The sequence below is a fragment of the Neobacillus sp. S1115 genome, assembly GCF_055385565.1.
The window spans coordinates 3,904,045-3,917,600 of record NZ_AP038275.1; the positions used below are offsets into that span (position 1 = coordinate 3,904,045).

11 protein-coding genes are annotated in these 13,556 nt (G+C 43.5%); all 11 read right to left on the bottom strand.

Annotated features, from left to right (window positions below):
- Window positions 1-93: 93 nt before the first annotated feature.
- Window positions 94-1,512 (bottom strand): NAD-dependent succinate-semialdehyde dehydrogenase, encoded by a 1,419-nt coding sequence (locus tag ACZ5B7_RS18810; protein ID WP_464490558.1) that lies wholly within the window; start codon window positions 1,510-1,512, stop codon window positions 94-96.
- 719 nt (window positions 1,513-2,231) lie between these two features.
- On the bottom strand, window positions 2,232-3,623 hold the full coding sequence (locus ACZ5B7_RS18815) for a hypothetical protein (RefSeq protein ID WP_464490559.1): 1,392 nt from the start codon (window positions 3,621-3,623) through the stop codon (window positions 2,232-2,234).
- Between the two features lie 20 nt (window positions 3,624-3,643).
- On the bottom strand, window positions 3,644-4,795 hold the full coding sequence (locus ACZ5B7_RS18820) for an iron-containing alcohol dehydrogenase (RefSeq protein WP_464490560.1): 1,152 nt from the start codon (window positions 4,793-4,795) through the stop codon (window positions 3,644-3,646).
- Between the two features lie 169 nt (window positions 4,796-4,964).
- Window positions 4,965-6,572 (bottom strand): sigma-54 interaction domain-containing protein, encoded by a 1,608-nt coding sequence (locus ACZ5B7_RS18825; protein ID WP_423798466.1) that lies wholly within the window; start codon window positions 6,570-6,572, stop codon window positions 4,965-4,967.
- 149 nt (window positions 6,573-6,721) lie between these two features.
- Window positions 6,722-7,234, bottom strand: a complete 513-nt coding sequence (locus ACZ5B7_RS18830) for a DUF3189 family protein (RefSeq protein WP_464490561.1) — start codon at window positions 7,232-7,234, stop codon at window positions 6,722-6,724.
- Between the two features lie 74 nt (window positions 7,235-7,308).
- Window positions 7,309-8,292, bottom strand: a complete 984-nt coding sequence (locus ACZ5B7_RS18835; RefSeq protein ID WP_464490562.1) for a quinone oxidoreductase family protein — start codon at window positions 8,290-8,292, stop codon at window positions 7,309-7,311.
- Between the two features lie 114 nt (window positions 8,293-8,406).
- Complete coding sequence (locus ACZ5B7_RS18840; RefSeq protein WP_464490563.1) at window positions 8,407-9,624, bottom strand: CaiB/BaiF CoA transferase family protein; 1,218 nt, start codon at window positions 9,622-9,624, stop codon at window positions 8,407-8,409.
- A 61-nt stretch (window positions 9,625-9,685) separates the two neighbouring features.
- The gene (locus ACZ5B7_RS18845; RefSeq protein WP_464490564.1) at window positions 9,686-10,855 is read right to left on the bottom strand and encodes an acyl-CoA dehydrogenase family protein; all 1,170 of its coding nucleotides are present in this window, start codon (window positions 10,853-10,855) and stop codon (window positions 9,686-9,688) included.
- Between the two features lie 229 nt (window positions 10,856-11,084).
- The gene (locus ACZ5B7_RS18850) at window positions 11,085-11,885 is read right to left on the bottom strand and encodes an enoyl-CoA hydratase/isomerase family protein (RefSeq protein WP_464490565.1); all 801 of its coding nucleotides are present in this window, start codon (window positions 11,883-11,885) and stop codon (window positions 11,085-11,087) included.
- A 14-nt stretch (window positions 11,886-11,899) separates the two neighbouring features.
- Window positions 11,900-12,841, bottom strand: a complete 942-nt coding sequence (locus ACZ5B7_RS18855) for a hydroxymethylglutaryl-CoA lyase (RefSeq protein WP_464490566.1) — start codon at window positions 12,839-12,841, stop codon at window positions 11,900-11,902.
- 132 nt (window positions 12,842-12,973) lie between these two features.
- Window positions 12,974-13,552, bottom strand: a complete 579-nt coding sequence (locus ACZ5B7_RS18860; RefSeq protein ID WP_464490567.1) for a Fe-S-containing hydro-lyase — start codon at window positions 13,550-13,552, stop codon at window positions 12,974-12,976.
- Window positions 13,553-13,556 lie beyond the last annotated feature (4 nt).

A 13,556-nucleotide genomic window follows, 5' to 3' on the forward strand; every position in this document is an offset into this window, starting at 1 on the left:
TATCCCATCTCCCTGTTAACTACCAGCTTAAATAAAAATGGCCTGCCCGCTGGTACATGTAACAGTGAGCAGACCTATTTTAATGTCTAAAATTTATAATCCAAGCGAAATATACTTCACTTCCAGGAATTCTTCAATTCCGTAATGGCCGCCTTCGCGTCCGAGTCCGCTTTGCTTAAAGCCGCCAAATGGTACTTGCGGAGTGGATGGCAGGCCGTCATTCAAGCCGATGATTCCGTATTCCAATGCTTCTGTAATACGAATTGCACGTGAAATATTTTCGGTAAATACATAGGCTGCCAAGCCGTAGATGGAATCGTTAGCACGCGCAATCGCTTCCTCTTCCGTTTTGAAAGTAGTCACTGGCGCTAGCGGGCCAAAGGTTTCCTCTGTCATGCAGATCATTTCATCATTCACATTGGTGATGACAGTCGGCGCAAAGAACAGGTCCTTGACTAATTCCCCGCCTGTTTCCACTTTGGCGCCTTTTTCAACAGCATCACTAATATGACGCTGCACTTTTTCAATAGCGGCATCATCAATCAATGGTCCAATATCAACACCTTCTTCAAGCCCGTTACCAACACGGAGCTCCTGGACTTTTTCAACAAGCTTGCCGGTAAAAGCTTCTGCAATGCTTTCATGGACATAAACTCTATTTGAGCAGACACAAGTCTGGCCTGCGTTTCTGAACTTTGAAGCAAGAACTCCTTCGACAGCTTTATCAAGGTCCGCATCCTCCATAACAATAACAGGTGCATGACCGCCGAGTTCAAGTGAAACCTTTTTGACGGTTTCGGCTGCCCCCCGCATTAACAGCTTGCCAACCCCCGTAGAACCTGTGAATGTTAACTTTGTGACACGGTTGTCTTCCAGCCAGGCTTGGCCAATTTCTTGGGCTTTTCCCGTTACAATGTTGAGCACCCCTTTAGGAAGCCCGGCTTTTTCCGCTAATTCAGCAAGCTTGAAAGCAGTAAGCGGAGTCTGTTCTGCAGGTTTAACAACAGCCGTACAACCAGCCGCCAAAGCAGGCGCCACCTTCCTAGTAATCATCGCCGCCGGGAAATTCCATGGTGTAATTGCGGCAATCACGCCGACAGGCTGCTTGTGGACAAATAATCTCTTATTTCTTCCAGTGGCAGGGATTGTTTCACCGTAGATTCTTTTCCCTTCCTCTGCATACCACGATAAAAAGCCATTTGCATAAGCAATTTCGCCCACCGCTTCTTTGAAAGGCTTGCCCTGCTCCATTGTCATCGTTCTGGCAAGGTCTTCTTTATTTTCATCAATCAGCTTGTGCCACTTCCAAATGATTTCCGCCCGTTCATACGCAGAAAATGCTGACCATTCCTTAAATGCCTCGTAAGCTGCATCAGCAGCCTGTTTTGCTTCTGCATAACCGCCGTTTGGCACAGTCGCAATAACTTCTGAAGTGGCAGGGTTTGTCACTTCAAATGTGTCAAGCTCACTTCCAGTCCATTCGCCATTAATAAATAGTGAGTATTTTTCCATTGGTAATGCCCCCTTATGACATGAAAAAAGGGGGAGCCCCCTTTTCTTTTTAATAAGTTGTTTTCGTAAACGTTGTGATTTTAAGAATGCTTCCCAAGTTGGTACATTTCTCTAAACGCTTGGGCACCTATTGATTACCAAACCGACGCTTTTTTTAGGTGTTGGGCACCATACCCTTTATTCGTTACCGTACCGATGGATTTTTTTAGGTATCAGGCACCCATACCCTTTATTGGTTACCGTACCGACGTATTTTTTTAAGTATCGGGCACCCATACCCTTTATTGGTCACCATACCGACGTATTTTTTTTGGTATCGGGCACCCATACCCTTTATTGGTTACCATACCGACGTATTTTTTTAAGTATCGGGCACCCATACCCTTTATTGGTTACCATACCGACGTATTTTTTTAGGTATCGAGCACCCATACCCTTTATTGGTTACCGTACCGACGTATTTTTTTAGGTATCGGGCACCCATACCCTTTATTGGTTACCGTATCGATTGATTTTTCTTTGCATCGGGCACTCATACCCTTTATTGGTTACCGTACCGACGTATTTTTTTGGTATCGGGCACCTATACCCTTTATTGGTTACCATAACCGATGAATTTCTCTTGGCTACGCGCACCAATACAAAGCAATAAGCTATTGGTTCCTTTTTTAAGCAGTGTTTACATGATAAAGCAACAATCTTTTAGGAAAGAAAATATTTTATGAAACCTGTTTTAAATCCTTACGTTCAAGATCCTTGGTGAAGGTTTCGTCGTTTTCACCTGTAAAGAATTGCTTTTTGCCATAAATCAACAAACATAACAGGATGCCGACCGCAAATGCATATGCGGCACCTTTTGTTGCCAGCACTGCGCCGGTGATACCGGCAATCCCAAGGTCACGTTGGCTGCGTGATTCCAAAATGCCGATTTTGACACTGACATAGCCTTGAATTAATAGTGTTAAGGCAAGGGCAATGCCAAGAATTGGCTGCACTAGGCTGACGATCGGCAGCAGAATGAGACCAGTGTTTGTTCCCCAGCGGAAAGAGCCTGATCCGCCAAAAATCGAATTCATCGCTTGTTTGCCTTCTTTAAACCGTTCCGCGATGACAACCTGCATGGCAGACCACATCGGCCCACACATAGTCACATCCGATCCAAGGATACTCATCACTGCATTTCGTCCGCCAAAAATCAAATGCGCTCGATTAGCATTATAGTCCACTTTTTCATCTGTTCGAACCTCACACGCTTCATCCACGATAGCTTTACTCTGAAGAACATCTCCAAACAGGACGATGTAAGTGGCAAGTACAGTTGGCAGGCCAGTCACAAACATCATCAACGGTGGGAAGCCTAGTCCAAAGACCGTATATTGACTCCATAGTGTTGCAAAGTCTGGCGAGCTGAAGCCCCACTCGATTTTTGGCCACGGTGCTTCTCCGAAAATCGGAGCAATGATTACAGCTAAAATGATAATCGGGAAAATACCCAATTTACCAATCAATGACCAAAAGCTATTGCGAGTTTTCAATACCTGGAAGTGCTTCGAGAAAATTAAATAGAACGCAATTCCAATGGCAATCGATATGGTCCAAGGGAATGTTTCAAAACGTCCGCCCGCCTGAAACACAGAGATAACCGCTGCAAAACCTGCGCCCATGATGATCCCTGATTTTAGTGCAGGTGGAACAAGATTGACTACCTTCTTCGCAAGACCCGTAACTCCCAATAAAATGGAAAACAACCCAAGCGTTAATTGGAAACTTATCAGGGCATGTATTCGTTCAGGGCCTTCTGCAAAGGTAGAAACATAAGCCATAATTAATGGAATGGCCGGGGTTATCCATCCAGGAACAACAGGATCGCCCAAAAGATGATGGGTTAGATAAAGCAATCCGTTCAGCATAACAACAGCAAGTGCTACCTCAAATGGCATCCCCAATAGTTCAGTCATTAAAGGGATAGCTGATAAGTCAACAGCACACATCAGCAAGCCTTGCACATAATCAGGCCACTCAAATTTATAATGGATAAACGGCAGCCTCAGCTTGAAGGGACCGGCCGGAATATAAGGCGATTCCTGGCTATCTTTTCGATTTTTCCACATATGATTTCTCCTCCACTCGTCTAATAAGCAGACTGATAGATTTTTTCAATATCGTCGGTTGATAGGACTCTTGGATTATTCTTTAATAGTCTTGTAATTTCTGAGGCATCCTCAGCCATAGAACGGAGGTCTTCTTCAGGAATATCAAAGCTTCGCAAGCCTGTTGGAATATTAACCATCGCACTTAACGTTCTCATTGTTTCCACTGCAAGGTCAGCAGCCTCGTTATCTGAAAGCCCTACTGTGTTCTGTCCGAGGGCTTCGGCAATATCACGGAAGCGCTCGGCACAAGCGATTTTATTCCACTCCATTACGTATGGAAGCAACAACGCGTTGCTGACACCATGGGCAATATGGTAACGTCCGCCAAGCGGGTAGGCAAGTGCATGAACCGCTCCAACCCCGGCATTTCCAAATGCCATGCCGGCCATTAAGCTTGCCGTCGCCATATTTTCTCTTGCTTCAATATGGTTTGGATTGGCGTACGCTTTCGGAAGGTACTTCGCAATCATCTTCATAGCCCCAATCGCAAGCGCATCTGTAATTGGGGATGCATTGACAGAAATATAAGCTTCGATGGCATGAACAAGGGCATCAATCCCGCTTGCCGATGTAACTGATTTCGGCATTGTCAAGGTCATTTCTGGTGAAACAATCGCAACGTCCGGAAGCAGATAATCACTAACAATCCCTTTTTTCAATTGTGCTTCTGTATCCGACAGGATGGCAATATTGGTTACTTCCGAACCCGTGCCGGCTGTTGTCGGGATCGCAATAATGGGAGCTCCTTTTTTTGGAACAAGGTCTGTTCCGAAAAGTTGTTCAATCGGACCGTCAAAACCAGCGAAGCCGGAAACCGCTTTGGCAATATCAATAGCGCTTCCGCCGCCTAGAGCGATTAAGCCGTCATGTCCGCCGGAGGTAAAGGCCTCTTTACATTCTTCAACGAGAGCTATCTCCGGTTCAGGCTTAACTCCTGTATACACGCCATGCGGAAGCCCTTTCAAAAGCGTGATGATTTTATCAACCACACCTATTTTTTCTAAAATTTCATCTGTGACAATCAGCGGGTTCTTCATATTTAACCGTGTCACTTCTTCTAACAGTTTTTCAGTGGCACCGTTACCGGTAATCAGTTTATTAGCAATTTTAAAAGTTGAAATAAGATTCATCGTACAATCTTCCCCTTTCGTTCTTCGCTAATAATGATGCAAGAAGCGTGCCAAAATTTAAAATTCAGCAAAAAGACTGACAGGTAAACGGTTTCTATTTTTTCAGTTTGTCACAGATAAGTCACAAATGATTAAAAAACTAATCAAAAAGTGCAATTCGATTAGTTTTTTAATCAGATAAATTCCACTTTTTCATTTTTTGGACGATGGTTGCCTGGCTGACTTCTAATGCTTCAGCTGCCTTCCTCGTAGTCTTGTGTGTTTTTAATGCTTTTTTAATTAACTCTCTTTCCAGCTGTTCAACTGCTGCTCTTAGCGGCAAGTCTTCTTTTGGATTGCCAAATGAGTGATTTTCCCTTTCATGGAACTCCTCAGGTAAATCACGTAAGCCAATCTCATCGTGTATGGTTGTCACAACAATTCTTTCCATTACATTCATCAGCTGCCGGATGTTTCCCGGCCAGTGATAGTCGCAGAGCCGGTCCAGGGACTCTATGGTGAGAACCTTGTCCAATTTATATTTGGAGTTAAATACCTGCAAGTAATGGTCGATTAATGGAATTAGCTCCTTTTTTCGCTCCCTGAGCGGTGGTATGGTTATTGGAACCACACTTAACCGGTAATATAAATCCTCACGGAATTTCCCGTCCTCCACCATTTTCTTTAAGTTTTTATGGGTAGCGGCAATAATCCTGACATCCACTTCCTTTGTTTTCGTTGAGCCGACAGGAATAAATTTTTGTTCATCCATCACCTTAAGCAGCTTTACTTGCAGCTCAAGCGGCAAGTCCCCAATTTCATCTAGGAAAAGAGTTCCCTGATCAGCTATTTCCAGGAGTCCCTTTTTCCCCTTGGTGCTTGCGCCTGTAAAAGCACCTGCTTCATAGCCGAACAGCTCTGCTTCAATCAAATTTGGCGGGAAGGCACCACAATTTAGTTCGATAAAGCTGCGGCCTGCGCGCTGGCTGTTTTTATGGATATACTTGGCGACAAGCGTTTTCCCGACACCCGTTTCCCCCAAGAGCAATACCTTCACATCTGCCTTAGCGACATGCATCGCAAGATTATATACCTTGGCTGTTTCCTCGGTGATCACGATGGATTCTAGGTTATGCCCATTCTGGTTCATGTCCTCGGTCGACTTCCGCAGCTCCCTAATTTCCTGGAGGTCTTCGATTTCAAGCTTTAGCTGAATCAATTCTGTAATATCGCGGACATTGTTGATGACATAGACGACTTCTTTGTTTTCACCAAAAATAGGTGTTCCTGAAACAATCACTTTCCTTTTATTTTGAAGTGTCTGCATCATAGTAATGGGACGCTTTTCTTTGATGATCTGTGTTGAAACAGACCTAGATATATACCCAGCGTTCACGAGCTCGTCCATATGTAATCCGATAATTTGGCTCGCCTTGAATCCGGTAATCCGCTCATAAGCCTTGTTGATTTTAATGGTAATCCCGTTTCCGTCCGTAATATAAATACCATCATAGGAGGAATCGATGATTTCGGTAAAAACCGCGCTTGAAATCAGCTTGTCGTATTCGGATTCCTTCTCTTTACTGTGTTCAGGTGTAAAGAGGCTTTCGGAAGCTGTGCCCATCAGGTTTTCAATAGATTCATGCACTTTTCCTTTTTGGATAGCTTCATTTAAATCATTTAACGTAAAGACTCCAGCCGTTTCTCCTGAAGAATTTACAACTTCCAACATTTCCTCACCAGTAGAGGTGAAGAGAAACATCGCCTGTTGAACAGAATCGTTCGTTTTTAGTTTCATATTTTCACCAGCTTTTACTTTAGCTTTTATATCCTATTTTACTATAATCCTTTTTTCAGTTCAGTCACAGCTATTACCAGTTCGCTAAATATTAAATGTAAAATGGTTTAAGCTAAACAACAAAGCCGCCCATAAGGACGGCTTTACAGTTACTTATACATTTCATTTTCAAGAATAATCACATTTTCATTAAATGGGGTTTTCCCTACTTGTTTCGTATTTTCCACTAACCGATAAATATTATCACAGCATTGCTTGGCACCTCTCACTAGTAACGGTACGCCAATAAAGTCTATCTTTAAGCCTCTCGAAAAAAATCCCCCAAAAGACATAGAAAGTGGAACGGTTGGTGAGGTATTGGAAAAAACGATTTTTTCATCAAACTGAAATTTCTCTTGAAGCAGTAAAATCATCTCCTTCATCGCTGGTACAACGTATTTGTTCCTTTTCCTGCCAATCGTATAAACTTTGTTCCCATCCTCATCCGTACCATGAAAAAAGAGCTTTCCAAAATCCTTTTTTGTCAGTTTGTTAAAATACTTCACTTTTAATATTTCTTCGGTCGTTAATTTTCTTTCCGATTGAGGTAATTGTTTTAAATGATAGGCGGCAGCCAACGAAGTAGTATGTGTGCCGCCATAGTCGTTATAAATATAGATCATGTGGGATTCTCCCTAACATATTTTATCTATATTTAATATGGCTTTTTGTTCCATTTTTTAACCAAAGTTCTATTTTAAAAATTTGGATCAACATTCAATAATATTTTCCCTTTATTCAGCCTATTTTCCATTAAGTTATGAGCATCTGCAGCCTCTTCCAGCATGTATTCATGCCCTACTTTAATTTTCAGCTGATTATTCACTATAAGAGGAAACACTTCTTCAGCCGTTTCTTTTAATAAATGCGGCTTGAGCTTTCGTGTTGTCCCTAGACTAAACCCTAATACATTTCTGCAGCTAGCATGTAAATCAACCGTTTTAATGGTTCCTACATGTCCGCTGGAATTACCGAAGTGGACCAGCCTGCCATATGGTGCTAAACAATTGAAGCTATTTTCCGTGACGGCGCCGGAAAGGGAGTCGAGGACAATGTCCACACCCCGCCCATTGGTAATCTCATTTACGATGGGCGCGAAATCTTCCTCCTCATAGCAAATAACGAAGTCGGCTCCACTTTCTTCAGCCACCTTTATTTTTTCCCTGCTGCCAACCGTCCCGATGACCGTCTTTGCTCCCAAAATCTTGGCAACTTGAATGGCGGTGGTCCCTACCCCGCCAGCCGCAGAATGAACTAATACTGTTTCTCCCTTTTCCATGGCGGCAATATTTTTCAATAAACGGTACGACAAAAAAGACACAATCGGACAAGCGGCTGCTGTCCTGAAATCCAATTCAGCAGGAATGGGAAAGACTAATTGGTCCGATGCCACCACATATTCTGCATACGAACCATTTTTCGGGAAGGCGATGACTCTTTGTCCTTCTACGAGCCCCGATACCTTGCTTCCTATTTTTTCAATAAATCCTGTGGCATCTAAACCAGGGATAAACGGTAGTGTTGCTCCTTTTTGCCCGTATCTTGATTTAATATCGGCAAAATTCACACTCGTTTTCACAACTCTAATTAGTACTTCGTTTTCAGCTATAACTGGCATTTCAACATCTTTGTATTTTAGGTTTTCTGTACCGCCAAAGCCGGTGACGACAATTGCTTTCATTACGGTTTCCCCTCTCTGTTCCCTTTTACATTTACTGTATTTCCTGCCAATTAGTGTTGTCAACAAAAAAACGAACGCCCACTGCCTACAATTTGGCAGTGGGTTCCTTGTAAACTATTTATGGGATTCTAGCTTTTTAGCCTCTATTTGGATGGTCCCGTCATTTAAAAGCTGTTCTATTTGTTCTTTGTTGTAACCAAGCTTGTTTAATATCTCCTCTGTATTCCCGCCCAGTTTAGGTGGAGCCTTTTGAATGGACACAGGTGAACTGCTAAGCTCAAAAGGAAGTCTTGGCAGTTTGAAGTCTTTAATAGTTGAGTGTTCAACATCAGTCCACATTTGGATCGCTTCTGTCTGCTGATCCTGGACTACTTCTGATATTTTCTTCACCTTTGAGCTTGGGACTCCTGCATCTACTAATAGCTGTACCCACTCATCCGCCGTTTTAGCTTGGAGAATGTTTTCAATCGCCACTCTTAAATTTTCTCGATGCTCCACTCGCTCAGGGTTATTTTTGTAACGCGGGTCCTCAACCCATTCTTCCTTTCCGAGCACCTTGCATAAACGTTTGAATAAGGAATTATTGGAGATTCCGATAATCACAGGTGCGTCACTTGCGTGGAAGGCTCCATACGGTGCAAAGGCTGTGTGTCCGGCACCGTTTTTCTTAGGCTCATTTCCCGTCGCAAGCCATGACAGCATGTGATAGCCGACCCAGAATACCCCAGTTTCATAAAGGGATGTAGTGACTAACTGTCCTTCTCCCGTCTTTTGTTTATGAAAAAGTGCCGAAATGACCCCGATGGCTCCCCACATCGCACTCCCTTGATCGAGGACCGAAACTGGAACACGGGCAATTTCCGCTCCTTCTGCACCGTTAATGCCAATAATCCCGGAATCTGCTTGGGCAATCGCATCATAACCCGGCCGGTCACAAAGTGGACCATCTTGGCCGTAGGCTGATAAGGAACAATACACTAACGAAGGATTCAATTCTTTTAGTCTCTCATAACCAAGGCCCATTTTTTCCGCTTTTTGAAAGCGGAAGTTTTCAACAAAAACGTCTGCCGTCTTGACAAGGTCATAAACGATCTCTCGGCCGCTTTCCTTTTTTAAATCAATGACGACCGATTGTTTATTACGGTTGATGTGAAGGAAATAAACGCCTTCCCCTTCCCAAAATGGTCCCATTCCTCTCGAATCGTCACCAATATCAGGCCGTTCAATTTTAATAATTTCTGCCCCTAAATCCGCAAGAATCATCGTTAAACTTGGCCCTGAAACATTTGTTGTTACATCCACTACTCGAATGCCCCTTAATGGTCCTGGCATCTTGGCTCCCCCTTTTCAAAGAGAGGACCCTTTTTTTAAAAAAGGTCCTCCTGATGTTGTTTTAAAATGAACGCGGTAATCCAAGGACATGCTGTCCAACATAGCTTACAACCAGGTTGTTGGTAATCGGTGCTACAATAAACAGACGTGCTTCCCTAAATTTCCGTTCGATATGATATTCTTTTGCAAAACCATATCCGCCAAATGTGTCCATTGCGGCATTCGCTGCGCGCCATGTAGCTTCGGATGCAAGATATTTTGACATGTTTGCCTCGGCTCCGCAATCCATTCCAGCATCAAACATTTCAGCAGCCTTATCTCTCATCAATTTAGCAGCTTGGATATCCATATAGCCTTTAGAAATTGGGAATTGAACCCCTTGGTTTTTCCCAATTGAACGGCCAAACACTTCGCGCTCATTGGCATATTGAACCGCTTTATCAACAAAATACATGCCGTCTCCAATGGATTCAGATGCAATGAGAATTCTCTCTGCATTCATTCCGCCTAACACATAGCGGAAGCCTTTTCCTTCTTCCCCGATTAGATTTTCAACCGGGATTTCCGCTCCTTCAAAAAATACTTCTGTCGTCGCATGATTGATCATCGTATCAATCGGGCGGATATCGATTTTATCCGCTTGTTCCTTCATATCTAAAATAAACAGGCTCAACCCGTCTGTCTTTTTCGCTACTTGGTCTTTTGGTGTCGTTCTTGCCAATAACAACATCAAATCGGAATGCGCCGCTCTTGATGTCCAGATTTTTTGACCATGAACCACGTATTTGTCTCCGACTCTTTCAGCAAAGGTTTGGATGCTGGTTGTATCGCTTCCAGCGGTAGGTTCAGTGATGCCGAATGCTTGCAGGCGAAGTTCGCCGCTCGCGATTTTAGGAAGATATCTTCGTTTCTGGTCCTCATTCCCATGGCGGAGAAGAGCGCCCATGGTATACATTTGGGCATGGCAGGCACCAGAGTTGCCGCCTGAGCGATTGATCTCTTCTAAAATGATGCAAGCTTCAGTCATTCCTAGTCCAGCACCGCCGTATTCTTCAGGAATTAATACAGATAACCATCCCTCTTCAGTTAGCGCTTGGACAAAGGCGGTAGGATAGGCATCTTTTTCATCAGTTTCCCGCCAGTAATCTTCTGGAAAGCGCTCACATAAAGCTCGAACGCTTTTCCGAATCATTTCATGTTCTGTGTTTTCTACTAGTTTTGTATTTGACATTTTTATATACCTCCAAGTTATTTTCCTTTTTCTAACAAAAACTGCCCGCCGACAGTTATATCGATTTTTCCGAGAGTATTTCTGGCTTATCCGAGAGTATCGGGTCCAATCGAGAGTAAGGTACGCTTATCCGAGAGTATTTCCGCCTTATCCGAGAGTAACGCACCCTCATCCGAGAATATTTCCGCCTTATCCGAGAGTAACCTAACCCAGAGCCTAGAGCCACCCGTTAACGCCCTTTCCACTCTGGAGCCCGCTTTTCATTAAAGGCATAAATGCCTTCCAACCGGTCTTCTGAGTTCGCACATTTATAGTAAGCTTCTAATTCTAAGACAATACCCGTGGCCAAATCTGTTTCAGTCCCTTTATTAACCGCCTTCTTTAAAGCTTTTAAGGAAAGCGGTGCGTTCATAGCAATGGTTTCAGCTAATTTAATAGTTTCCGCCAATAGGGATTCATTCTCAAAGACATGATTAATTAGTCCCCACTGCTTACCTTCTTCTGCTGTAATCCGTTTTCCGGTATACAACATTTCCTTCGCTAACCCAATTGGTAGAATGCGAGGAAGCAATTGAGAGCCGCCGATGCCAGGAATTAATCCCAGTTTCGCCTCCGGCAGTCCGAGTCCAACACCCTCAGCAGCGGTTCGAAGGTCACAGCTTAGTGACATTTCAAGGCCGCCTCCTAGTGCATAACCATTAATGGCAACAATCACCGGATACGGGAATTCGCGGATACACTCGGTTACTTTTTCAAAATAGTCATGCTGTTTCTTCCAGTCCTTCTGGGACATGCCATTCCGCTCTTTCAGGTCGGCCCCCACACAAAAGCTCTTGGTACCCGAACCGGTAAGCACCAAAACGCGAACCGTTTCATCGTATTTTAATTCCTCAAACGCTTCGATTAATTCCAACGCCATTTTTGTATTCATCGCATTCATGGATTCCGGACGGTTCAGGGTTAACACGGCGATTCCTTGATGGCTCTCCGCCCGTTCTAATTTGATAGTTTCATAGGTTTTGACTAGCATATATGCTCATCCCCTTAACATAAAGAACTTGTAGTTTTATTTGGTACAGGGTACAAACGTGAGCTTTTCCCTGCTTTTGCGACTTGTCCTGGCAAGTCATGTTCCAGTAATTCCCCCAGCCGATGGGAAGCTTCGATTAAACCATCAAGATTGATAGAAGTGCGGACGCCCATTTCTTCCAACATGTGGACCACATCCTCGGTGCAAACATTACCTGTTGCACCAGGAGCAAATGGACAGCCGCCAATCCCGCCTAAGGATGCGTCGAAAACGGTGATTCCTGCCTCTAAACCGGCAAGGATGTTGGAAAGACCCATACCCCTTGTATTATGGAAGTGGCAGCCAAATTCAACATTGTCCCATTCATTCACGACTTCCTTCGTCAATTGATAGACCTGCTTCGGATTGGCCATTCCTGTTGTATCTGCTAGTGTAATTCTTTTGATGTTATGTAAGAGAAGTTGTTCAATCAGATTCATGATGCGTTGTCGCGGAACTGGACCTTCAAAGGGACAGCCAAATGAGGTAGCAACTGTAACGTTAAGGTTGATCTCGTTATCTGATGCAAATTGCGATAAATACTTGAAGTTTTCCAATGACTGTTCGGTGGTCTGCCGAACATTCTGTTCGTTATGGGTATTACTTGCTGAAAAAACATAATTAACAGACTTTACGCCTGTTTGTTTAGCCAGCTCGAGCCCCTTCAAATTAGGTACAAGAGCGACCAGACTGAGCTCAGGGTATGACTTTAGATGCTCATAAAATGCTGCCGTATTGGCCATTTGAGGGACGAGTTTTGGATGGACGAATGAACCAAATTCAATTTGGGATACATTCGCCTTCTGCAATAAAGAAAAAATTTCAACCTTCTCATCCACCGTTAATACTTTTGACTCTAACTGAAGCCCATCCCGTAAGCCAACTTCGTAAATCGTGACTTGATCAGCTACTTTCATCGTATTCGGTTCCTCCATTAGGAAAATGATGTTTTTCTATATAAATAGGATACTGTATCCAAAATACAATTTCAACAGTTTTTCGAATATTCATAAATTTATTTCTCTTTTCTCAAAAAAAGGTTGCCGACATTAAATGTCAGCACCCTTTACTTGGATTTGCTCAAAAAATTGCTGTTTCCCTATTTTATACCAGTCATTTCCCTCACGATCAATGATGACCACGACAGGAAAGTTTTTGATGGTTAATTTATAAATCGCTTCTGGGCCCAGGTCTTCGTAAGCGACCACTTCAACAGATTGAATGGTTTTGGCTATCAGTGCTCCCGAACCGCCGATGGCAGCAAAATAAACGGCTTTATTTTTCTTCATCGATTCAATCACTTCTTCACTGCGGTAGCCTTTTCCAATCATTCCTTTTAAACCGAGCTCCAATAAGACGGGAGTATATTTGTCCATCCGTCCGCTGGTGGTCGGACCGGCTGAACCTATCACAGCTCCTGGCTTAGCAGGAGTCGGACCGACATAATAAATCGTTTGTCCGGCAACATCAAAAGGTAATTCTTCCCCCTTTTGCAGCGCTTCGAACATTCGTTTATGGGCAGCATCCCTTGCTGTATAAATGGTTCCACTTAAAAATACTCGATCGCCCGCTTTTAATTTCAGCAATTCTTGTTCGGATATTGGATTGGTGATGTGAATAGCTGTCACTGAT